The 22283-nt window shown below is 61.9% G+C and carries 20 protein-coding genes and 1 tRNA gene; 10 read left to right on the forward strand and 11 right to left on the reverse strand.

Features of this window, described 5'->3' with window-relative positions; genetic code table 11:
* Window positions 1–59: 59 nt before the first annotated feature.
* The 4 genes from KF794_03890 to moaA form a co-directional block, all read right to left on the reverse strand.
* Entirely contained in the window at window positions 60–2138 is a 2079-nt protein-coding gene (locus tag KF794_03890; GenBank protein ID QYK45844.1) for a TRAP transporter large permease subunit, read from the reverse strand.
* A gap of 26 nt (window positions 2139–2164) precedes the next feature.
* Window positions 2165–2752, reverse strand: a complete 588-nt coding sequence (locus KF794_03895; GenBank protein ID QYK45845.1) for a TRAP transporter small permease subunit — start codon at window positions 2750–2752, stop codon at window positions 2165–2167.
* Window positions 2753–2963: 211 nt separating this feature from the next.
* On the reverse strand, window positions 2964–3893 hold the full coding sequence (locus tag KF794_03900) for a DMT family transporter (protein ID QYK45846.1): 930 nt from the start codon (window positions 3891–3893) through the stop codon (window positions 2964–2966).
* Window positions 3894–3927: 34 nt separating this feature from the next.
* Window positions 3928–4965: a GTP 3',8-cyclase MoaA gene (gene moaA / locus KF794_03905; protein ID QYK45847.1), complete on the reverse strand. Its 1038-nt coding sequence runs from the start codon at window positions 4963–4965 to the stop codon at window positions 3928–3930.
* A gap of 152 nt (window positions 4966–5117) precedes the next feature.
* On the opposite strand from moaA, the gene KF794_03910 reads away from it, so the two are divergent.
* On the forward strand, window positions 5118–5513 hold the full coding sequence (locus tag KF794_03910) for a DUF971 domain-containing protein (GenBank protein ID QYK45848.1): 396 nt from the start codon (window positions 5118–5120) through the stop codon (window positions 5511–5513).
* Window positions 5514–5574: 61 nt separating this feature from the next.
* On the opposite strand, the gene KF794_03915 is transcribed toward KF794_03910, so the two are convergent.
* On the reverse strand, window positions 5575–6165 hold the full coding sequence (locus tag KF794_03915) for a L,D-transpeptidase (protein QYK45849.1): 591 nt from the start codon (window positions 6163–6165) through the stop codon (window positions 5575–5577).
* A gap of 651 nt (window positions 6166–6816) precedes the next feature.
* On the opposite strand from KF794_03915, the gene KF794_03920 reads away from it, so the two are divergent.
* Complete coding sequence (locus KF794_03920; protein ID QYK45850.1) at window positions 6817–8052, forward strand: Tad domain-containing protein; 1236 nt, start codon at window positions 6817–6819, stop codon at window positions 8050–8052.
* Window positions 8053–8118: 66 nt separating this feature from the next.
* Here KF794_03920 and KF794_03925 read toward each other — a convergent pair.
* A tRNA-Val gene (locus KF794_03925) sits at window positions 8119–8193 on the reverse strand.
* 37 nt (window positions 8194–8230) lie between these two features.
* Window positions 8231–8914, reverse strand: coding sequence for a phosphoglycolate phosphatase (gene gph / locus KF794_03930; GenBank protein QYK45851.1), 684 nt, complete (start codon window positions 8912–8914; stop codon window positions 8231–8233).
* 89 nt (window positions 8915–9003) lie between these two features.
* Here gph and rpiA point away from each other — a divergent pair, with 89 nt between their 5' ends.
* The 6 genes from rpiA to KF794_03960 all read left to right on the forward strand — a co-directional run bounded on the left by rpiA (window position 9004) and on the right by KF794_03960 (window position 14577).
* Complete coding sequence (gene rpiA / locus KF794_03935; GenBank protein QYK45852.1) at window positions 9004–9702, forward strand: ribose-5-phosphate isomerase RpiA; 699 nt, start codon at window positions 9004–9006, stop codon at window positions 9700–9702.
* A gap of 22 nt (window positions 9703–9724) precedes the next feature.
* On the forward strand, window positions 9725–10225 hold the full coding sequence (locus tag KF794_03940; protein ID QYK45853.1) for a DUF2059 domain-containing protein: 501 nt from the start codon (window positions 9725–9727) through the stop codon (window positions 10223–10225).
* A gap of 98 nt (window positions 10226–10323) precedes the next feature.
* Window positions 10324–11682 (forward strand): glutathione-disulfide reductase, encoded by a 1359-nt coding sequence (gene gor, locus KF794_03945; protein QYK45854.1) that lies wholly within the window; start codon window positions 10324–10326, stop codon window positions 11680–11682.
* Window positions 11683–11701: 19 nt separating this feature from the next.
* Window positions 11702–13042 (forward strand): FAD-dependent oxidoreductase, encoded by a 1341-nt coding sequence (locus tag KF794_03950; protein QYK45855.1) that lies wholly within the window; start codon window positions 11702–11704, stop codon window positions 13040–13042.
* Window positions 13043–13187: 145 nt separating this feature from the next.
* Window positions 13188–13862 (forward strand): porin family protein, encoded by a 675-nt coding sequence (locus tag KF794_03955; protein QYK45856.1) that lies wholly within the window; start codon window positions 13188–13190, stop codon window positions 13860–13862.
* Between the two features lies 1 nt (window position 13863).
* Window positions 13864–14577, forward strand: coding sequence for a porin family protein (locus KF794_03960; GenBank protein QYK45857.1), 714 nt, complete (start codon window positions 13864–13866; stop codon window positions 14575–14577).
* Here the strand turns inward: KF794_03960 and KF794_03965 are convergent.
* A complete protein-coding gene (locus KF794_03965; GenBank protein ID QYK45858.1) occupies window positions 14574–15545 on the reverse strand; it encodes an AraC family transcriptional regulator in 972 nt (323 codons plus the stop codon). The two genes, KF794_03960 and KF794_03965, sit on opposite strands and share 4 nt — an antisense overlap.
* A gap of 164 nt (window positions 15546–15709) precedes the next feature.
* The gene (locus tag KF794_03970) at window positions 15710–16576 is read right to left on the reverse strand and encodes an alpha/beta fold hydrolase (GenBank protein ID QYK45859.1); all 867 of its coding nucleotides are present in this window, start codon (window positions 16574–16576) and stop codon (window positions 15710–15712) included.
* A gap of 200 nt (window positions 16577–16776) precedes the next feature.
* On the opposite strand from KF794_03970, the gene KF794_03975 reads away from it, so the two are divergent.
* Complete coding sequence (locus KF794_03975; GenBank protein ID QYK45860.1) at window positions 16777–18162, forward strand: 3-deoxy-7-phosphoheptulonate synthase class II; 1386 nt, start codon at window positions 16777–16779, stop codon at window positions 18160–18162.
* 49 nt (window positions 18163–18211) lie between these two features.
* Here KF794_03975 and KF794_03980 read toward each other — a convergent pair whose 3' ends face one another.
* Window positions 18212–18766, reverse strand: coding sequence for a hypothetical protein (locus KF794_03980; protein QYK45861.1), 555 nt, complete (start codon window positions 18764–18766; stop codon window positions 18212–18214).
* Window positions 18767–18863: 97 nt separating this feature from the next.
* On the opposite strand from KF794_03980, the gene KF794_03985 reads away from it, so the two are divergent.
* Window positions 18864–20603 (forward strand): NAD+ synthase, encoded by a 1740-nt coding sequence (locus tag KF794_03985; GenBank protein ID QYK45862.1) that lies wholly within the window; start codon window positions 18864–18866, stop codon window positions 20601–20603.
* Here KF794_03985 and KF794_03990 read toward each other — a convergent pair whose 3' ends face one another.
* Window positions 20604–22283, reverse strand: a complete 1680-nt coding sequence (locus tag KF794_03990) for a hypothetical protein (GenBank protein ID QYK45863.1) — start codon at window positions 22281–22283, stop codon at window positions 20604–20606.

Raw genomic sequence — 22283 nt, forward strand, 5'->3', positions numbered from 1 at the left:
GCCGCGGGCTACAAAAGAGAAACCCCGGAGCGATGCTCCGGGGTTTTTTTTATTTCCGGTCAGTCCAGCTTCAGCGGAGGCTGATCGTCGGGCAACTGAATCTCGATCTTCACCTTGCTGGGATCGATGCCGGTGGCGGTTCCCTTGTAGTGCAGCACCATCTGCGGGAACAGGATCACCAGCAGCACCATGATGCACTGGATCACGACGAACGGCACCGCGCCCCAGTAAATCTGGCCGGTGGTGACGCCTGCCGTCATCTGCCCGCTGATGCGGTCGACATAGGATTCCTTCGGCGCAACCGAACGCAGGTAGAACAGCGCGAAACCGAACGGCGGATGCATGAACGAGGTCTGCATGTTGACGCCGAGGATGATGCCGAACCAGATCAGGTCGATGCCGAGCCGTTCCGCCGCCGGGCCGAGCAGCGGCACGACGATGAACGCCAGTTCGAAGAAGTCGAGGAAGAAGGCGAGAATGAACACGATGGCGTTGACGACGATCAGGAAGCCGATCTGGCCGCCGGGCAACGAAACCAGCAGTTCTTCCACCCACTTGTGACCGTCCACCCCGTAGAACGTCAGCGAGAACACGCGCGCGCCGATCAGGATGAACAACACGAACGCGGATAGCTTCGCGGTGGAATGGGTCGCCTGTTTCAGCAGGTTGAAATTGAGGCGGCCTTTCATGATTGCAAGAATGACCGCGCCCGCGGCACCCATCGCGCCGCCTTCGGTCGGCGTCGCGAGGCCGATGAAGATCGTGCCGAGCACGAGGAAGATGAGCGCCAGCGGCGGCACCATGACCGATGTCACCTGACGCGACATTTCGGACAGCAGCGGTCCGCGCAGCACGGGTACCGAGCCGAGAACGAAACCAACCGCAAGGAATGCCGCCAATCCGCCGCCGATTGCAGTCAGCGCGCGCAGCAGCACATGGAATTGCGCGAGATAGCCCGGCGCGACCGGAACAGGGTCGAGGATGAACAGATAGGCTGCCACCACCATCGCCACGAGCGAGCCGAGCACGCCTGCGAAGCCGCGCCAGCGGTCCCCGATCGACACGAGGAACGCAAAGATGATGGAAATGAACATCGAGAGCACGACGAAATCCGCGCCCTTCGAGTCGAAGCGGCGCATGATGATCACGCCGACCGCGCCGCTGACGACGGCAAGCAGCGCAAGGTTCGCGTGCGGCTGCGTATGGAAGTTTGCGTTACGCACGCCGCGATAAAGCATGTAGAACGCGGCGGCGAGGGCGATGAAATCCAGCGCGGTCAGATAGCTTCCGAACGGTGCCGGGAGCGCGATGGCGTTCGAGATCGCGTTCGTGTTGAACAGACCGCCGACCGCGGCCGTGATCACGAACAGGAACAGTGCGACCATGATGAATGTCAGCAACGGCACCGCGATCGTCAGACCGAGGAAGTTCGTCGCCGTGCGCAGCGGGCGTTTTTCGCCGTCTTCCTTCAGGGTTTGCGCTTCCGGCGGCAGGCCGGGCGCGCGATGCGGGAAGATCATTGTGACTAGAAATACATAGCCTGCATAAAGCGAGGAGAGTACGAGGCCCGGAATGAACGCGCCCTCGTACATGTCGCCGACCGAGCGGCCGAGCTGGTCGGCCATCACGATCAGCACCAGCGACGGGGGAATGATCTGCGCAAGCGTGCCGGAGGCCGCGATCACGCCGGAAGCCAGCCGCCGGTCGTAGCCGTAGCGCAGCATGATCGGGAGCGAGATCAGGCCCATCGAGATCACGGATGCTGCGACGACTCCGGTGGTCGCTGCCAGCAGCGCGCCGACGAAGATCACCGCATAAGCGAGACCGCCGCGGATCGGTCCGAACACCTGACCGATGGTGTCGAGCAGATCTTCCGCCATGCCGCTTCGCTCCAGCACCAGTCCCATGAAGGTGAAGAACGGAATCGCCAGCAGCGTGTCGTTGTTCATCGTGCCGTAGACGCGCTCGGGAAGCGCTTGCAGGAAGTTCGGCGCGAACAGGCCGAGTTCGATGCCGATTACGCCGAAGAACAGGCCCACGGCGGCCAGCGTGAAGGTGGCCGGGTAACCGATCAGCAGGCACACGACGAGTGTGCCGAACATGATCGGCGCCATGTTGTGAATGAGGAAGGCGGTCATTTCAATTGGCTCCGGGCTGGCTCGACTCAGGGCTTTTCGTTTGCTGCCTGAAGCAGTCTTTCCGCCTCGGCTTCCGCGGCGCTGAGCTGCGGGCCGTCATACGGATCGGGAATAACGCCCTTCATGATCGCGGCGCGTTTGATGATCTCGGAGAACGCCTGCACCAGCAGGATCGTGAAGGCGACCGGAATGAGCATCTTGGCCGGCCATTGCGGCAGGCCGCCCGCGCTGAACGAGCGTTCGCCAAGACGGTAAGAGGCGAGGAAGAACGGGATCGAGGTCCAGATCATCACGATGCAGAATGGAACCAGCGCGAAGACGTGGCCGATCATGTCGATCCAGTTGCGCACGCGCTTCGAGAACGTGTTGTTGATGATGTCGATGCGAATATGTTCGTTGGAAATCAGCGTCCATGACGCGCAGAGCAGGAACACCGCGGCGAACAGGTACCACTGAAGTTCGAGCCAGGCGTTCGAGGATTGGTTCAGCAGCTTGCGGATGATCGCGTTAATCGTGGAAACGGTGATGGCGAGCACGATGAGCCACGAAACGGCGCGGCCGAGATAGGTGTTTACAGCGTCAATAGCACGGCTGATCGCAAGTAATGCGCGCACGACAACTTCCCCCCTGACTGGCCGGACTGATAAGGCGGCGTTTTTTGGGCCTGTCCTTAACCCGTCCGGTTTCCGGGCACCATAACCAAACAATACCTTCGATCAAGCTGCCCCCGGACAGGCCCACGGGAAGCCGTTTCGTATGGAACTGTTTACGCGGACTTTATCCTCGGCGGGCCGGGTATTTACGCCTCAGGTCCTGCGGCAACGTCTACGTGGCGGCAGGCTTCTTCGCGCGCGTCCGCTCGCGATGCAGGAGATAAATCCCGGCCGTAACAACCAGTAACATGCCAAGAATTGAGATACGGTCCGGCCACTCTGCGAATACGAAGATGCCGCCGATCACAGCGAACAGCAGATTGAAATAGCGAAACGGCGAAACCACAGCCATGTCGCCCGAACGGAACGCCAGAAACGCGAAGGCGTGCGCGCTGACCAGAAACGCTGACGACGCGATGGTCACGGCCAGCGGATAGGCCGCGGGCCAGACCCACTCTCCCCAGGGACCGATGGCGAATGGCCGCATCAGTGGTGCAAGGATGAGTGCAATCACGATGCCGACCAGTGAAGTCGCAAGCGACACCACGAACGGCGGCGCGCTCGCGCCGATCTTGCGCGATTGCATGTCGCGCAACACCGTAAGCAGCGTGGCAATCAGCACGATGAAAGCGACCGGTTGAAAGCCGGCGCCGCCGGGTTTGATGATCAGCATAACGCCGCAGAACGCAGCGATGGCCGCCAGCCAGCGCCGCCAGCCCACTTGCTCGCGAAACAGCCAGACGCCAACGATCATGCCGACGAATGGTCCGAACTGCATGATCGAGGTGACGGTCGCAACCGGCAGAAAAAAGTACGCGGTGATCAGCACCGGCCCGACCAGCGACTCGATAATGCTGCGGATCACGACATAACGGTTCGTGATTGTCGGCAGCGTTCGCGCGCCGTGAACCGCGCAGACCAGAGCGAAGGCGAAGATCGACGCGAAGATGCCGCGGATGGTGAGGATCTCGGGAACCGGAAGATACTGGACCGCGACCTTGTTGCAGATGTCGTTCCCCGCGAACGAGGCCGACGCGCAGATCATGTAGAAAATGCTCCGCATGTTCGCGGAGAGCGGATGGGCGTCCGTTTGCTGGGTCACGAATGAAAACTTGTTTGGCCGCCGGGCAGGGCGCTTAGCCGCCGGTATGGCTCATGTGGCGGCGAACGGCGGGTTGCTTGGTGCGGCGGTCGATGACGAAGTCATGCCCCTTCGGCTTGCGCGCGATGGCGTTCTCGATTGCCGTGTAGAGCAGGTCGTTCGAGGACGAGGCGCGCATCGGCGAGCGCAGGTCGGCGGCATCTTCCTGGCCGAGACACATATAAAGCGTGCCGGTGCAGGTGAGGCGCACCCGGTTGCAGCCTTCGCAGAAGTTATGGGTCAGCGGCGTGATGAAGCCGAGCTTGCCGCCGGTTTCCTTCAGGCGGACGTACCGCGAAGGACCGCCGGTGCGGTAATCGGTCTCTTCCATCGTGAATTTTTCGGCGAGGCGCGCGCGTACCAGCGACAGCGGCAGGTATTGATCGACGCGCTCCGCGCCGACATCGCCGAGCGGCATCACTTCGATAAGGGAAATGCACATGCCGCGGCCGTGCGCCCATTCGATCAGCGCGGGAATTTCGTGCTCGTTGTCGTCTTTCAGCGCGACCGCGTTGATCTTGATGTGGATGCCGGCTTCCTGCGCGGCGTCGATTCCGGCCAGCACCTTCGAGAGGTCGCCCCAGCGCGTCAGCGCCTTGAACTTGGCTGGGTCGAGGGTGTCGAGCGAGACGTTGATGCGCTTGATGCCGTAGCCCGCCAGCTCTTTCGCGAAGCGCGCGAGTTGCGAGCCGTTGGTGGTCAGCGTCAATTCATGCAGCCTGCCGCTGTCGAGATGGCGCGAGAGCGAGCGGAACAAGGTCATGATGTCGCGCCGCACCAGCGGCTCGCCGCCGGTGATGCGCAGCTTCTCTACCCCGCGGTCCACGAACGCCGTGCAGATGCGGTCGAGTTCCTCCAGCGTCAGCAGGTCCGGTTTGGGGAGGAACGTCATGTGCTCGGACATGCAATAGACGCAGCGGAAGTCGCAGCGGTCCGTAACCGACACGCGCAGATAGCTGATCTGGCGCCCAAAAGGGTCTACCAGCGCGGGGGAAGTCGAGGAATTCCCCGGAATCGGACGAAAATCGTTCATCGGGCGGCTTTTTTGGCGGGTTTTCTTACGATTTTGAGCATTTCCCGCAGATTCCCAGTGACTTTGGCCAAGATTATCGTGCGCGTAAAGCCGCAACGCGGCATGGCTTGCCGTACCCATGCATATAGGTAGGTTCGCCGCCGGAGACATTGATGACCGACAATAATCTTCCTTGGCCGACGGAAATCCGGCTGCTTGGCGACCGCAGCGGCATTGCGGTGACTTTTGACGACGGCAGGTCGTTCACGCTGCCGGCGGAATATCTGCGCGTCGAAAGTCCGAGCGCGGAAGTGCAGGGCCACAGCCCGGACGAGCGCCAGACTGTGCCGGGCAAGCGCAATGTCCGTATCCTCGAAGTGCATCCGGTAGGGAATTACGCAGTGCGGCTCGTATTCGACGATCTGCACTCGACCGGAATCTTCACCTGGAAATATCTGCACGAACTCGGCAGCGACCAGCAGCCGCGTTTCGCGCGCTATCTCGAGGAACTCGCGGCGAAAGGCCTGTCGCGGGATTCCGGCGCAGCGCCACCCAAACACAAGCACTGAACCGCCAAAGCAAAAGGGCCGGAAAATCTCCGGCCCTTTTCTTTCATCCTGTGGAGATGCGTCAGTTGATGACGTAAACCGTCGCGCCGATGGCGACGCGGCTGTAGAGGTCGATCACGTCCTCGTTGTGCATGCGGAAGCAGCCGGAGGAGTCCGCCTGACCGATCGAATCCGGATCGTTCGAGCCGTGGATGCGATAGAGCGTCGAGCCGAGATAGATAGCGCGCGCGCCGAGCGGATTGTCCGGTCCGCCTTTCATCTGTTTCGGCAGGCCCCGCTGGCGCGCATGCATCTGCGCCGGCGGCGTCCAGGTCGGCCATTCCTTCTTCGCGGATACGCGATGCGTCCCGGACCAGGTGAAGCCGACGCGGCCGACGCCGATGTTGTATTCGATCGCGCTGCCGGGTGCGGTCACGTAATAGAGTTTGCGCTTCTTCGTGATGATTACGATGCTGCCGGGCGCATACTTCGTGTCGATCGAGGTCGTGCCGCCGAAGATCGAGAGGAAGCCGCCACTGCGTGGCGGTGCGATGTTCTGGTTCTTGCGGCCGGAAATCCACTGGCCCGTGACCGGGTCGCGCATGTCGACCTGCGCGGAAGCCGGCAGAATGAAAATCGCCAGCAAGGCAAAAACGGCAAACTTGAAGCGCATATCCAGAATCCTCCGTTGGCCGCTAGACGCCACAAATAGCATGCCGCTGCAACCGGTATTCCTGCGGTGCGGTGCACACGCGCAGCCTGCGGGCACTGCATGACAACGGCATCACGGCAGCGGGGGCAAAACTTTTCGGGAGCCGCAGAAAAATGGTGGGTGCGACAGGAATTGAACCAGCGGCACCCCTCGTAGGCAGCCCCCGTCATGCCGCGCCCGCGATCGGCTCATCCCGGCCCCAGCGGCCAGCATAACCAGCGGTTGTGGCTATGGCCAAAAGTCGAGTGCAGCGATGTGCGTCCGCTTTTCGATGGCAGGATTAAATTTTTCCAAGGCTCGTTTTCCCCATGACGGGAAGAAAACGTGGTTGATGATTTTCGCTGAGCCGTTTGCATTCGAACAAAGCATGAGCCTGCTTTTCCGGTAATCGAATAAGCAAAACGGTACGCTGGTCCGCCGAATATTCCGAATTGCATCGCATGGCGCAGAGGAAGCGGCGCGCATGTCATTTATCAAATTCGTTTCGAGAACCGGACGCTGCAAAGGCTGCGACGAAATTGCCTACGGTTGCGCGGCGCTTCGCGAAAAAGATTTACGCGATTTTATACGGTTCGAAGTCAAACACATGGTTGCGTGACGAGGAGATTTTGCGTGCGTTTGACAAAACCGTTCTACGTTCTGAAGTGCAAGCTCGAAGAGTTCAGCGAAAGTGCAAAAGGAAATATCGCGGTAATCTTCGCGCTTTCTCTCGTGCCGCTCGTTGCAGCGGTCGGCGCGGCCTTCGATTATTCCAAGGCGAACCAGTTGCGGTCCGGTATGCAGTCTGCGCTGGACAACAGCGTACTTGCAGGCGTGCGGGAGCCTTCGGCCGAAGCGAAAATAGCGCTCGCGCAGAAATTCTTTCAGGCGCAGGTATCAAATCTATGGGGCACGGCACCCACTGCCAGCTTCACCTTCAATCCGGGCACCGGAATTCTGAGCGGCGAGGCGAATGGCGCGTCCACCACATCGTTCACCGCGATATTGGGAGTTCAATCCATCGCGGTGAAGGTAACTTCGCCGGCTATCGCATCCGGCAACAGCTCCAAGGTTTGTATCTTGCTCGCCGATCCGGTGCAGAGCCAATCGTTCCTGGTGAACTCGGGAGCGAATCTTGTCGCGCCGGATTGCGAAATTCATGTTCATTCGAAAGCAATGCCGGCGGCGATCTTCAATGCGGGCGTCACTCTGAACGTCAAGCGAATCTGCGTGAAGGGCGATTTCGTTATCAAGAACGGCGGCGGAAGCCTTCCGTTGGAAACCAGTTGCGACGCGGTCGCGGACCCCTTCGTCAACGCGTTGCCTAAGGTTACCCCCGGTCCGTGCAACTACAACAATCAGGTATTCAATCCCGGAACGGTGACGATCAATCCGGGCGTCTATTGCGGCTGGACGAACTTCAACGGCAGCGGATCGCTGACGCTGAATCCGGGCCTCTACATCATCAAGAGCGGCGGCATGACCTTCAATTCAAGCTGGACCGTCAAAGGCGAGGGCGTCACGTTCTATCTGGTCGATCAGAATGCGACGATCACCTTCAACGGCAACGTCAACGCCAAGCTCAACGCACCGGCAACCGGCACCTACGCCAACATCCTGTTCTTCGAGCCGCCCGGACTCTCCAATACCAACCTGCCGATCAACGGCACCAGCGGTTCCAGTTTTCAGGGCTTGATGTATCTCCCCAGCCGCGACGTCATCATCAACTCGGTTTCCAACGTGAAAACCGAAAAGGTCACGATGGTGTTTTCGTCGTTGATTCTGAATGTGATGAACTGGAGCGTCGAAAGCTCCGAGAAGAGCATCAGTGTGGGAAGCGGCGAAGGCGGCGTAAGGCTGATAAGGTAGCGGTGTTTGAAATTGCAGCTTTCGTTTGGCGCTTCCACCAATGGCAATGCTGCTGGACCGTGAAAATGGTGGGCGCGACAGGGATTGAACCTGTGACCCCTCCCGTGTGAAGGGAGTGCTCTACCGCTGAGCTACGCGCCCGCCTGCCGCGACGATGTACGGAACGGGAATAGAGCGGTCAAGCAAGGCGCGGATGCGCCAAAATAGCCGCCACCGCTCCCGGCAATTCCTCGTATTTATGGATCAGCACGTCGGCTCCCAACGCCGCCGGCGGAATATCGGTATAGCCGAACGACACCGCGATCATCGGGATTTCGGCGGCCCGCGCCGTGATTACGTCTGTCTCGGAGTCTCCGACGAGGAGCGCATGATCGGGGTTGCCGCCTGCGCGCTCGATGGCGTCCAGCAGGTGGCGCGGGTCGGGCTTGCGGTATGCAAAGGTATCGCCGCCCGCGACATAGGCGAAGGGCGCACGCAGCGAGAGCGCGTCGAGCAGCTTGATCGCATACTTTTCCGGCTTGTTGGTGCAGACGGCGAGGATAGCGCCGGTCTCAGCGACCTTCGCGAGCGCCGCTGCCACGCCGGGAAACGGCTTCGAATTGTCCGCGATATGCGCTTCGTAGTGGAGCAGGAAAACGCGGAACATCTCGTCCACTTTTTCCTTTCCGAAGTTGATGCGATGCGCGGCCAGCGCCCGCTCGATCATCGCCCGCGCGCCGCCGCCAATGAAGTTGCGCGCCTGTTCATCGTCCGGCGCGTGCAGTCCTTCGGATTGCAACGCGGCTTCGAGTGCGCGCAGAAGATCCGGCGCGGTATCGACCAGCGTTCCGTCGAGATCGAAGGCAATGGTGGGGCGCGGCATGGGCGTACAGAAGTATCCGAAAGTGCGGACGGTGGCGAGCGTTTCCCCCGCATGATAGGACCGCAGCCGTACAATCACGGATGGGCGCGATGGATCAGAATGCGCTGAAGCGCGAGGCGGCGAAGCGCGCCCTCGATTTCGTAAAACCCGGCATGAAGCTCGGTCTCGGCACCGGCTCCACCGCGGCGATCTTCGTCGATCTTCTGGCGGAGAAGGTGAAGGCGGGCTTCGAGACGGTAGGCGTGCCGACCTCGGAGGCGACCCGCGCGCAGGCGGAGCGGCTCGGCGTGCCGCTCGCGACCCTCGACGAAATTCCCGAACTGGACCTGACCATCGACGGCGCCGACGAACTCGATGCCGCGCTCACCCTCATCAAGGGTGGCGGCGGCGCGCTCCTCCGCGAAAAAATCGTCGCATCCGCGTCACGTGACATGATCGTGATCGCGGATGAGACCAAAGCGGTAGAAACGTTGGGCCGTTTTCCGCTGCCCATCGAGGTCATCGACTTCGGCCTCAAGGCCACCATGCTTGCCATTACCGCAGTAGCGAAGGCGGCCGGTTGCGCCGGGGAACTGAAAGTCCGCAAAAAAGCCGATGGCCATGTTTTCGTCACGGATCAGGGACACCTGATCGTGGACGCCGGTTTCGGACGAATCCCGGACGCGCAATCCCTTGCGCGGGGGCTTGCGCAAATACCCGGCGTCGTGGAACACGGCCTGTTCATAGGGCTTGCCCGCCGTGCAATCCTCGCTGGAAGCGGGGGCGTGCGCATCGTGGAGCGGCCCTGACTATTCTCGGAAGGAGAACCAGATGATTTCCGTTGCCATGCGCGCCATCCGGGCGGGCGCAGTTTTGCTCGCCGTCGTTGCATTCCCGGTTGCCGCGAGCGCCCAGTCGCCTGCGCACCTGAAACTTGCGCGCGAGGCGGTCGATGTTTCCGGCGCGGCCCGGACCTTTGACCGCGTGATGGGTGTGATCTTCCAGCAGACCTACACCACCTTCGCGCAGACCAACCCGGATCTCTCGCAGGAGCTGGCCGGTGTCATGCAGGCGCTGATTCCGGAATTCGACAAGCGCAAGGAAGAAATCGCCGACATCGTCGCGCAGGCCTACGCCGCCAAGTTCAGCGAGGCCGAGCTGAAGGAATTGCTCGCCTTCTATAACTCGCCAATCGGCCGCAAGGTGAACAGCGAACTGGCCAACATCATGCAGGACGCATTCAACAAGACGCAGCAGTGGAGCGGGCAGGTTTCGCAACAGCTCGTCGACCGCGTGAAGGCGGAAATGAAGAAGAAGGGCCACAATATCTGAGTGGCTGACTTTTTTTTGAACAAGAAGCCGGGCGAACGAGAGTTCCGCCCGGCTTTTTTTATCGCTACAACCCGAAGCCGCATTGCAGGGGGAGCCGCGTGGATTTCGACTACGACCTGTTTGTAATTGGTGGCGGTTCGGGCGGTGTGCGCGCCGCGCGCATTGCCGCGACCCACGGCGCGAAGGTCGCCATCGCCGAGGAATACCGCATGGGCGGCACCTGCGTGATCCGCGGCTGCGTGCCGAAGAAACTCCTCGTCTATGCCAGCCGCTTCGCCCACGAATTCGAGGATGCCGCGGGCTTCGGCTGGACCGTGGAGGGCGCGAAGTTCGACTGGCCCACGCTGATCGCGAACAAGGACAAGGAAATCGCGCGCCTCGAAGCAGCCTACCGCAAGAATGTGGGCGGCGCGGGCGCGGAGATCATCGACAGCCGCGCGGTGGTCGAGGATGCGCATACGGTACGCCTCCTGAAAACCGGCGCTGCGCTTCGCGCACGCTACATCATCGTTGCGACCGGCGGGCATCCCACCACGCTCGACATTCCGGGCAAGGAACTGGCGATCACCTCGAACGAGGCGTTTCACCTCGAAGAACTGCCGCGCCGGATCGTGATTCAGGGCGGCGGCTATATCGCCGTGGAATTCGCGTGCCTGTTCTCGGCGCTGGGAAGCAAGGTGACGCTGGTTCACCGGGGCAACGAAATCCTGCGCGGCTTCGACGACGATGTGCGCGCGCATTTGCGCAGCGAGATGGTTGCGCGCGGGATCGATGTTCGCCTGAACGAGACGATCAGGAAAATCGAAGAACACAAGACGCATCGCTGCGCGTTTCTTTCCGACGGCGCGGCGATCGAAGCCGACCAGGTGATGCTTGCGGTCGGCCGTGCGCCGAATACGAACAACCTCGGTCTTGAAGCCGCGGGCGTGAAACTGAGCGCAGCCGGTGCTGTCGCAGTCGACGAGAACTCGCGCACGAATGTGCCTTCGATCTATGCCATCGGCGACGTTACCGCACGCGTCGCGCTCACGCCGGTTGCGATCCGCGAAGGCCACGCGGTCGCCGATACGCTGTTCGGCAACAACCCGTGGCATCTCGATTACCGCAACATACCGAGCGCGGTGTTCTCCGAACCGGAGATCGGCACCGTGGGCATGAGCGAGACGAGCGCGCGCGCCGCCGGGGTCGCCATCGACATCTACCGCACGCGCTTCAAGCCGATGAAGGCGACGCTATCGGGCCGCGACACCGCGATTTTGATGAAACTTGTCGTCGAGCAGAAAACCGAAAAGGTGCTCGGCGTGCATGTCGTCGGCGAAGGCGCGGCGGAAATGGTGCAGATGGCGGCAATCGCCGTGAAGATGGGCGCGACGAAACGCGATTTCGACAATACGGTCGCGCTGCATCCGACTGCGTCCGAAGAACTGGTGACGTTGCGTAACAAGATCAAGAATTGACAACGGTTCGGGGGAACTGATGAATTTCCGCAATCCGTCGCGGCGCGACATTCTTGCCGGATTGGGCGCGACCGCGTTCTCTCCGTTTGCGAGCAGGATTTCCTTCGCGCAGGGTTTTCCCACCAATCCCGATGTCGCGATTGTCGGCTCCGGTCCTGCCGGTCTGTCGGCGGCGCGTACGCTCGCGGCGGCGGGCAAAACCTTCGTCGTGCTGGAAGCGGACGACCGCAAGGGCGGCCGCGCCAACACCGACACCACGACATTTCCCGGCATTGCATTCGACCGCGGCTGCGCATGGATTCATTCCGCAGACCGCAACCCGATGCTCCCGGTCGCGAAGGAAAACGGCTTCACGCTGCAACAGCACGACGATGCGCTGGATCATGTCTGGTATGGGCGCGAGAAATTTTCCGACTCCGATACCAAGAGCATCAAGAAGCTGACCCAGGAGATCGTCGAGGCGAATTCCAAGGAAGCGAAACGCCGCGACGGCGCCGTTTCAGAAATCCGCCCCATCCGTTCGAAGGTGGAGCAGGCGACCGCGACCGCGATGGGTCCGATGGACATGGCGGTCGATTTCAACAACCTCTCGATCCGCGACTACGACGATCAGGCCGAACTGGAGCCGAATTATCTGGTGAAGGAAGGCTTCGGCGCGGTGGTCGCAAAGTTCGGGGAAAGCGTGCCGGTCTCGCTGGAGACGCCGGTGAACAGGATCAAATACAGCAGGCAGGGCGTGCAACTGGAAACGCCAAAGGGCACGGTGAGCGCGAAGTACGCGATCGTCACTTGCTCCACCGGCGCGTTGCAATCGGGCTACATCAAGTGGGACCCGGTGCTTCCGGAATGGAAAGAGACCGCGATCCACAATATCCCGATGGCGCTGCTTGCAAAGATCCCGCTGCTCCTGGACGGCGAGCGCTTTGGCCTGAAACCGTTCGAGGACATCCTGCTGGAACAGCCCGGCAAGCAGGACATCTATTTCATCTGCCACCCGTTTGAATTCCCGATGATGATCGGTTTCGTCGGCGGTGACTTCGCGTGGAATCTGACCGCGCAGGGCCGCGATGCGGCGGTGGATTTTGCGTCTTCCGCGCTGAACCGCGTCTTCGGCGAGAAGGCGAGCAGCCACATCGTGAAAGCCGACTTCACGCAATGGCCGCGCAATCCGTGGATACGCGGCGCGTATTCGGCGGCGCTGCCGGGACACTTCTCCGCGCGTGCCGCGCTGAAGCGCCCGCTTGCTGACAAGGTTTATTTTGCAGGCGAAGCGGTGGCTGGCGAGTTCGCGCAGACCTGCGGCGGCGCGGTGCTGGTCGGCGCGGAAGTCGCGAACGCGGTGATCAAGCGGCTCAAGTGATCTTTTATATGTAACTGCCGGGCAACACGGCGGGAAATCCCTGCAAAGTTCGCCTCAGTCCGGAACTTAGTTCCGTACCGTCCAAGCGTAACGCGCCGCCGAGGACGAGTATCCCCGCAAGAGCTGAATCGCCGGTGGGGATTTTATGAATAGGTTTGTTTTCGCAGGCGCTGTCGCGGCGGCACTGCTTTTGCCGTGCTCGGCTGCTGGCGCGCAGCCTGTCGACTGGAACGGCGTCTATGCCGGCGCGCATGTCGGCTGGGGCAGGCTCGTAAACATCGAGCAGACCGTGCCCGCGGCCGCTGCGACTTCCGGTCAATTCAGCGGCGATGGAATTCTGGGCGGCGCGACGCTCGGTGTAAACTGGCAGAGCGGTGTGTGGGTGGCCGGGCTGGAAGGCGATTATTCGGTCACCAGCATTCGCGGCGAAGCGGTCAACATTGCACCGGCCTGTACGGCAAACCAGGTCGGCACTTGCTACGCGAAGGTCGATCACCTTTTCACGTTCCGCGCCCGTGCCGGTTTCCTGATGAACAATGTCCTGCTCTACGGCACCGGCGGACTTGCCTACGGCGCAGTCTCGTCCGGCTTCAACGTTCCCGGCGATCACTTCGGCGCGAAGCAATACGAACTCGGCTGGACGCTGGGCGCGGGATTTGAAGGCGCGCTGTCCGGCCGTTGGACCGCGAAGCTCGAATATCTCTTCGTCGATTTGCCCGCACCCTCTTACTCAATTCCCGGTCCTTTCCAGTACGACACCAGCAATGCGCGCACGCACATTGTCCGGCTCGGCCTGAATTACCGGTTTGGTGGAAATTAAAATGCCGGTCACGAACATCATGAAACATTCGATCCTCGCAGCAGCGCTGACCATGTCGGCGCTCTGCGTTTCGCCCGCAGGCGCGCAGTCCGCCATCAATTGGAATGGCGTCTATGTCGGTGGTTACGCAGGCTATGCGTGGAGCACGAACGAAGGCACGGATATCGGCGACAGCGCCGGTTTCCCCTGGCGCAATATCGGCGAGCGCTTTTCCAATAAGGCGAATGGCTTCACCGGCGGCGTTCAGGGTGGTTTCAATGTCCAGCGCGGCGCGCTGGTCTGGGGTCTGGAAGCCGATCTCGGTTATCTGGGGATGAAGGGAAGCGGGCAATGGTCTTCGTACCCGGATTATATTGGTACGGACTCGTCGTTCGCCGCGACCTTGCGCGGACGTCTCGGCGTCGCTTCGCACAATACGCTTTTCTATTTCACTGGCGGCGCGATTGTCGCCGACCTGAACAACAAGGTCAGCCTCAACAACGCGCAGTGGGAGTCCAATTTCACGGGTGCGCAATGGGGCTGGACTGTTGGCGCGGGCGTGGAATGGGCGCTCAACGCGCATTGGTCGCTGAAGACGGAGTATGTCTATTACAGTCTGGGCGCGGAGAATGTTGCGACCAACAACAGTTGCGTGACCGGGGATTGTTATTTCAAGACCAATAGCACCGGCAGCATTGTTCGCATCGGGCTGAATTACCGCTTCGCCGCTCCCTAATCGGATTTCTTCGCCGCCTGACGAACATCGGAAGGTGTCGCGCCGTAGGCGCGGCGGAAAGTGCGGTTGAAGTAGGAGAGGTCGTTGAAGCCGACTTCGAATGCGATCTCGCTGATGCTTTGTTTCCCAAAAGCGGGATCGCTGAGCAGGCGGTGCGCGCGTTTCAGCCGTTGCGCAAGCAGGAACTCGGAGAAGGTAGTGCCTTCGCTCTCGAACAGCAGTTGCACGTAACGCGACGTAATCCCTTGCTGCTCGGCGACCGATGCCGCGCTCAGTGCGCGGTTGCCGAGGTTCTTTAAAATCGCGGTTTTTATCGCGTACAGGCGGGCGGCCCGAAGCCCGTGCCGCTCGGCAGCCGTTCTCGTGCTGTAGCCGGCTCCGATTGCGTGCGCGGCCAGTTCGTACAGGTGATCCACCACGAATTGTCTTGTTTGCGTGGATGTCGCCTGAAGTCCGTCATGGACAAGCGTGGCGTAATGCTTGAGCAGGGCGAGTGCTTCGCTGCCTGCAAGTTTCGGCTGGCGCACAGCGTCGGGAAAACGGCCGCCCAGCAGCGGCACCAGCTTCTCCCGGCTGAATCGCAAATTGGTGAGATGCGTCGTGGTGTGTCCGCAGAACCGCGCAACGGCACCGTTCTCCGTGACGACCGCTTCGCCCTCGCGTACGTCGGTCGTGTGTCCCTCGCGCTCGAACGTGGCGTTACCCCTTTCCAGAAACACGATGACGACGTCGTCGTTGTCGATCAGGGCAGGGGTATGATGGTTGCAAACAGGAGATATGGAGCCGGTCGCCATGCCGAAAGCGGGCAGCGCATGCAGCATCATGTCGGCGTGGAACGCTTCGTGACTGGCCGGCTCCATCTCGACGCGCAAGATTGCTTTTCCGAAGTTCTCCCGGAATGCTTCGAGGCGATCGCGGCCGGTAAACTCGTTAGTTGAAATGCGAAGCGAAAAAATATCGTCGGTCAAAAGCTGCACTCCAATCTGGAAGGCAGGCTAGAGAGTTTTGAGTTACCGGCAACGTCAAATTATTGGCAGCCGTTCACAGCGGCGTGAAAGACCGTGCCGATTTCGCTGCAGTCCTGATCCGGTTTCGGTGCTGTCCAAACGGTGCGTTGTATGCCGCGCGGAAACTAGCTTCGCGCCAGCCACTCCGCCGCTTCGCGCCAGAGCGGCTCGCGCGACGGTTCGCGGAAGTATCCGAAGTGGCCGATCTTCTTCTGGCCCGCCGACTCCGGCGTGACGGTGATGTGCTCAGGCTTTGTGCCGGTATAGCCCGCGATAAGTCCTGCGACGGTGACGGGCGGCGCCCAGTCGTCATCGCTCATGCCAATCGCGCGCAGCGCGCCGTGATAGTTTGGAAAATACTTGCGCGCTTCCAGCGTCTCGTCGTCATAGAGATAGCGCGGCTTCATGCACCAGCCCGCCCATTCGCGGAACACGCCTTTCGGCAAGTCTTCGCCCATGCCGAGCTTGCCTGGCACATAACCGAAGATCGTGTAGGCGAGCGGGCCGAGTACGCGAAGCATGAACCACACGCGATATTTTTCCGGCGCGGGAAACAGCTTCCAGTAGCCGATCTGCGATGCCGCAAATAACGCGCGGCTCACTTTGTGATTGTTCGGTAATTGTCCGAGCGCTTGTCCGCCGAAAGAGTGGCCGACATAGACGAGCGGCTTCCGGCTTGCGAGGGTGCTCGCGTAATCGACCGCCGCGACGAGATCGAGCGCGGCCCAGTCGCGCATCTTCGCCGGAAAGCCGCGCAGGCCTTCCTTCGGACGCGAACCGCCGATGCCGCGATAGTCGAAGGTGATGACCTTGAAGCCTTGTTCCGCGAGATAGCGCGCGAACCTCGAATAGTAGCCGCGCGGCACCGCGGTTGCGGCTGCGACCAGCACCACGGCGCGAAATGGCTGCGAAGGTTCGAATACGGTTGCGGCCAGCGGATAGCCGTCCACGGCCTTGAATTCGGTGCGGTTCTCGAGCGTCGGGGTCGTCATCGGCCTGTCCTTCGCGCGGCATTGTCCACGCGAAACCGGGGCCTTCAAGCTGGTTAACGCCGACGCTACGGACCCCGACGTAAGTTTGACTGGCCGCAAGGCCGCCCGGATCGCAAAACTGGCATCGTACGGCTACGCCCGCTATAACCCCGGCCCTCGGGGCCGAAGCAATGAGCAAGCCCCGTGCAGGAGTATGCGTGATGAAAGAGCGTTGGAGCCCGGATTCCTGGCGCAAGAAGCCGATCGTGCAGGTCCCCGATTACCCGGACCAGAAGGCACTTGAACAGGTTGAGAAGCAGCTTGCGAGCTTTCCGCCGCTGGTTTTTGCAGGCGAGGCGCGGGCGCTGAAGCGACAGCTCGCTGCCGTGGCATCCGGTGACGCTTTTCTGCTCCAGGGCGGCGATTGCGCCGAGAGCTTCGCCGAACATCGCGCGGACAACATCCGCGACTTCTTCCGCGTCTTCCTCCAGATGGCCGTGGTGCTGACGTTCGCCGCCGCTTCGCCGGTGGTGAAGGTGGGCCGCATCGCCGGCCAGTTCGCGAAGCCGCGCTCGTCCCCGACCGAGAAGCAGAACGGCAAGGAACTGCCGAGCTATCGCGGCGACATCATCAACGGTCCCGATTTCACCGACGATGCGCGCATCCCCGATCCGAAGCGCCAGCTGGAAGCGTACCGCCAGTCGGCGGCGACGCTGAACCTGCTGCGCGCGTTCGCGACCGGCGGTTACGCCAACATCTCGAACGCGCATCAGTGGATGCTCGGCTTCGTGAAGGACAGCCCGCAGTCGCATCGCTACGAAGCGCTGGCGACTCGCCTCACCGAGACGCTGGACTTCATGCGCGCCTGCGGCATCGACCCGGAAGTGCATCCGGAAATGCGCACGACCGATTTCTACACCTCGCACGAAGCGTTGCTGCTCGGCTACGAACAGGCGCTGACCCGCGTCGATTCCACGTCCGGCGACTGGTACGACACCTCAGGCCACATGGTCTGGATCGGCGACCGCACCCGCCAGCCGGATCACGCGCACGTCGAGTTCTGCCGCGGCATCAAGAATCCGGTCGGCATCAAGTGTGGTCCTTCGACCACGCCGGAAGGCCTGCTCAAGCTCCTCGACATCCTCGACGCGGATCGCGAAGCGGGCCGCATCACGCTGATCGCGCGCTTCGGCGCGGGCAAGGTCGGCGAACATCTGCCGCGTCTCGTTCGCGCGGTGAAGCAGGATGGCCGCAAGGTGGTGTGGTCCTGTGATCCGATGCACGGCAATACGGTCAGCGCAGGCGGCTACAAGACCCGCCCGTTCGATTTGATCCTGCAGGAAGTGCGCGAGTTCTTCGCCGTGCATGCCGCGGAAGGCACGCACGCGGGCGGCATCCATCTGGAGATGACCGGCCAGAACGTCACCGAATGTACCGGCGGCGCGCGCGCGATTTCCGACACCGACCTCGGCGACCGCTATCACACGCATTGCGACCCGCGCCTCAACGCGGAGCAGGCGATCGAGATGGCGTTCCTGGTGGCCGACCTGCTCAAGAAAGAGCGGGTCGAGCGGGCGAGGCCGATCTCCGCTGTTGCGGGCTTCTGAAATAAAAATGGCCGGGCATGCCCGGCCATTTTTTTTATCTCGCGCGCGGTTACGAACTCGGCTGCGGCCGGAATGCGAGCGCGTAGCCGACGATACCGGCAATGCCCGCCTGCCAGATCACGAACAGTGGCACCAATCCCGCAGGCGTCGCGCTCGACGAACTGAATGCGAGTAGCGCACCGGCGACTGCGCCGAACACGGCAGTGGTGATGAGGTTGCGAAGCGAGCGGAAATCCTCGCTGGTGATCCAGAGCGTGATGCTCACCAACAGCGCGCCGACGAGGCCCGCGAGGATGCCTGCATAGGCGAATGTCGCCCGCGATTTTTCGAGGCCCTCGTAAATGGTCGTGCCGGTCTTCACCGCGACCCACCACGCAATCGCGACGCCGATCAGCGCGATTACGATAGGCGCGGGATGGCGCGCTTCCCACGAATAGATGCCGAGCGCGATCACGATGCCGAAGAAGACCGCAGGCAGCATCGGGACATCGAACAGGCTGAGGAAGTCCACGTCGATCGAGGCCGACAGCAATCCCGAAATGACGCCGCAAACCGCGAGGATGATTCCCGCTTCGCGCTGGGTCTGGTACTTACGCTTGGCCATTCCGCCGCCTCCCTTTGGATTCCGCGTATTCTATCGCATGGGAGCCGCGACGGAAGCCAGCATTGCCCCCGGTTCCCGCGGACGTTAGACCCTTGTCATGAACAGCCGTGACCGCCTTGTCATTGCGATTGCGCAGCTAAATCCGGCGGTCGGCGACATTCCCGGCAACGCCGCGAAGGTGCGTGCCGCGCGCAAGGAAGCCGCCGCAGGCGGCGCCCATCTCGCCGTCTTCCCCGAACTTTTCATCGCCGGCTATCCGCCCGAAGACCTTGTGTTGAAAACGGCGTTTCAGGCCGCGTGCCGCACCGAGGTCGAAGCGCTCGCGCGCGAAACAGCCGATGGCGGCCCGGCCATGCTGCTCGGCACGCCGTGGCGCGAGGACGGCAAGCTCTATAACGCCGTGTGCCTGCTCGACGGCGGCAGGATAACGGCGGTTCGCTACAAGAACGACCTGCCGAACTATGGCGTGTTCGACGAGAAGCGCGTGTTCGCCGCCGGTCCGTTGCCGGGTCCGATGGATTTTCGCGGCGTGCGCCTCGGCGTGCCGATCTGCGAGGATGTCTGGACGCCGGATGTGGTCGAGTGCCTCTCCGAAACCGGCGCCGAGATGATCGTGGTGCCGAACGGCTCTCCGTATGACCGCACCAAGCAGGACGTGCGCCTTTCGCTTGCGGTCGCACGCGTCACCGAAAGTGGCTTGCCGTTCGTCTATGTCAATCAGGTTTGCGGGCAGGACGAACTGGTGTTCGACGGCGCGTCCTTCGCGCTGCATGCCGACCGCTCGCTCGCGTTCCAGCTTCCGGAATTCCGCGAGAGCGTCGTTCTCACTACATGGAGCCGCAAGGACGGAAGCTGGCGCTGCGAGAACGGCACCGTCACGCCGGACATCGCGGGCGATGCCGCGGATTACAGCGCCTGCGTGCTGGGTCTGCGCGACTACGTGAACAAGAACGGATTTCCGGGCGTGGTGCTCGGCTTGTCCGGTGGCATCGACTCCGCGCTTTGCGCCGCGATGGCGGTAGATGCGCTCGGCGCGAAGCGCGTGCATTGCGTGATGCTGCCGTACCGTTTCACTTCCAGTGAGTCGCTGAACGACGCCGCGCAATGCGCCAATGCGCTCGGCGTGAAATACGACGTGGTGCCGATCTCCGACGCCGTAGAAGGCATCGAAAAGTCGCTCGCCGGCATGTTCAAGGGCAAGAAGCGCGACACCACCGAAGAAAACATTCAGTCGCGCGCGCGCGGCACCATCCTCATGTCGATCTCCAACAAGTTCGGGCCGATGGTGGTGACGACCGGCAACAAGTCGGAAATGTCGGTGGGCTACGCCACGCTCTATGGCGACATGAACGGCGGCTACAATCCGATCAAGGATCTTTACAAAACGGAAGTGTTCCGTCTCGCCGAACTGCGTAATCGCTGGAAGCCGGAAGATGCGCTTGGCCCGGACGGCGAAGTCATTCCGCCGAACATCATCACCAAGCCGCCGTCCGCCGAGCTTCGCGAGAACCAGAAGGATCAGGACACGCTGCCGCCCTACGACATACTCGACGGCATCCTTGAGCGGCTGGTGGAGCGCGAGGAACCGGTGTCCGAAATCGTCGCCGCGGGTTTTGCGAAGGAGACGGTGCTGAAAGTCGCGCGCATGCTCGACATCGCCGAATACAAGCGCCGTCAGGCCGCGCCCGGCGTGAAGGTGACGCTGCGCTCGTTTGGCCGCGACCGCCGCTATCCGATCACCAACCGCTTCCGCGACTCCGGCGAGAAGCCCGCCGAGCCGGACAAGGCGCTATCGCAAGGCGCGGTGGCGGCACGGAATGAAGTGATTGATTTCTGACTATCGCACCAGCGCTGCACCGTCGCAGCGCACGCCGTTCACCCATACATCCGCTTCGCCGAGCCCGATGCCGAGCGTCTTCAGCACAGTGTTGAGCAACCCGTCCACGATGCCTGCAACCGGCGTTAGCGCGGCGCGGATCGCGGGACCGAGTATGGCGGGCGTGAGCAGGGAGAGCGGCCCGACGGAAATACCGAGCGACAGGCTGCCTGCGAGCGAGGCGACCAGCGATTGCGTGAAGTCGGTCGTCTTCACATTCTTTGGTGTCACGCTGTTGATGTCTGCGTAGCGGAACGTGACATTGGTGTCGTTCAGGTTCGTGATCGCGGCGTTCGCGCTGCCCGTCACGTTCACCAGCATGGAAGAGATTATGTTCGCGGCCGCCATGTTCGGCGGTGTGTTGATCGCCTTCCAGCCTTGCGCACTGACCGGCTCGCCGATCCACGCGTTGATGACAGCAGGCTTCACCGCCAGCGTCACGCGCATGTCGTTCTGCGGGTCCGCGCCGCAAGTCATGTCGGCCAGGCGGGCGCGCGCGGCGGCGATGTCAATATAAACGGGGAGGCGGATGCGCAGGCCGAGCAGCAGGCCGAGACCGTTCACTTCCGCGACCAGCCGGATGCGCGTCTGCGCGGTGTAGACCTCGATGCCTTTGTCGCCGAAGCGGATCCACGGCGAGGATTGCGGGCGCTCGCCGATGGTGATGCCGAGCGTCGCGCTGGCCAGTCCCGCGACGTTCAGCGCGGTGGAAATATCCGCCTGATGGACGCCGTTCGCGACTTCCGCCGACGCTTGCAGGATGGATAGCGCCGATGCCTTCGCGTTCAGCGCGGCCTGACCCTGACCGAAGTCGAGCGAAGCGCTCTGGCCGAAGTCGAGCAGCTTCTTCACGCTGAGCGAAACGTTGTTCGCGTTGCTGTTGTTCTTGATCTTCTTCAGCGCGAAATCGACCTGCGCGCCGCCGCCGTTGTTACGCGCGACGTCGATCAGCACGTCGAGGATTTTCCCGACCGTGACATTGGCATTTGCAAGCTGCTCATAAGTCCCGGCCTGTCCGACCACGGAAGTGCCGAGCGCGTTCGAGAATTTGAACAGGTCGACGTTGTACCCGGCAAGCGCGTTGTAATCCATGACGGTCAGCGAGACGTTGCCGCCGAGCAGGCCGTTCAGGACCGCGTTCAGGATTCCGCCGTCGAGCGAGAGCAGCCGCGAGCCGACCGTGAACGCCGCCTGCGAGGTCGATACCGCAGTCGCGCGCGTCACCACTTCCAGCGAGGACTCCGGAAAGAAACTTTTTCCAAAATAAACCTTCGCGCGGCTCACCACTTCCACCATCACCGCGTTGGCAGGTGTCGCATTCGGCACGAAGCGTTGCGAGACGGGAATGGCGGGGTTCGCGGTATAGACGCCGCGCGTGATGCGGATGTCGCGCACGTCATAGACCTTGTTGTCAACGAGCGTTGCCGCTGCCGCCAGCACCGCCTTGTCGGGATCGCGCGCGGCGGCAATCGCCGCGAGATCGGTCGCGCCCTGTGCGCGGCGCTTCTCGACATAGACGGAAGCCATATCGACGCCGATGGCGAGCGCGGCGAGGCCGCAGATCGCGAACACCGCGCCACTGATGGCGATGGCGCCGCTCTCGTCGCGCGCGAAGGCGCGGAAACCGAACCGGCGGGGCAT

The sequence above is a fragment of the Xanthobacteraceae bacterium genome (genome assembly GCA_019454205.1).
Lineage (GTDB): Bacteria > Pseudomonadota > Alphaproteobacteria > Rhizobiales > Xanthobacteraceae.

Coding starts and splice junctions, on each gene's coding strand:
- KF794_03890 (QYK45844.1), bottom strand. CDS start 2,138: ATGACCGCCTTCCTCATTCACAACATGGCGCCGATCATGTTCGGCACA.
- moaA (QYK45847.1), bottom strand. CDS start 4,965: ATGAACGATTTTCGTCCGATTCCGGGGAATTCCTCGACTTCCCCCGCG.
- KF794_03910 (QYK45848.1), top strand. CDS start 5,118: ATGACCGACAATAATCTTCCTTGGCCGACGGAAATCCGGCTGCTTGGC.
- KF794_03915 (QYK45849.1), bottom strand. CDS start 6,165: ATGCGCTTCAAGTTTGCCGTTTTTGCCTTGCTGGCGATTTTCATTCTG.
- gph (QYK45851.1), bottom strand. CDS start 8,914: ATGCCGCGCCCCACCATTGCCTTCGATCTCGACGGAACGCTGGTCGAT.
- rpiA (QYK45852.1), top strand. CDS start 9,004: ATGGATCAGAATGCGCTGAAGCGCGAGGCGGCGAAGCGCGCCCTCGAT.
- KF794_03940 (QYK45853.1), top strand. CDS start 9,725: ATGATTTCCGTTGCCATGCGCGCCATCCGGGCGGGCGCAGTTTTGCTC.
- KF794_03950 (QYK45855.1), top strand. CDS start 11,702: ATGAATTTCCGCAATCCGTCGCGGCGCGACATTCTTGCCGGATTGGGC.
- KF794_03955 (QYK45856.1), top strand. CDS start 13,188: ATGAATAGGTTTGTTTTCGCAGGCGCTGTCGCGGCGGCACTGCTTTTG.
- KF794_03960 (QYK45857.1), top strand. CDS start 13,864: ATGCCGGTCACGAACATCATGAAACATTCGATCCTCGCAGCAGCGCTG.
- KF794_03970 (QYK45859.1), bottom strand. CDS start 16,576: ATGACGACCCCGACGCTCGAGAACCGCACCGAATTCAAGGCCGTGGAC.
- KF794_03975 (QYK45860.1), top strand. CDS start 16,777: ATGAAAGAGCGTTGGAGCCCGGATTCCTGGCGCAAGAAGCCGATCGTG.
- KF794_03980 (QYK45861.1), bottom strand. CDS start 18,766: ATGGCCAAGCGTAAGTACCAGACCCAGCGCGAAGCGGGAATCATCCTC.
- KF794_03985 (QYK45862.1), top strand. CDS start 18,864: ATGAACAGCCGTGACCGCCTTGTCATTGCGATTGCGCAGCTAAATCCG.
- KF794_03990 (QYK45863.1), bottom strand. CDS start 22,283: ATGCCCCGCCGGTTCGGTTTCCGCGCCTTCGCGCGCGACGAGAGCGGC.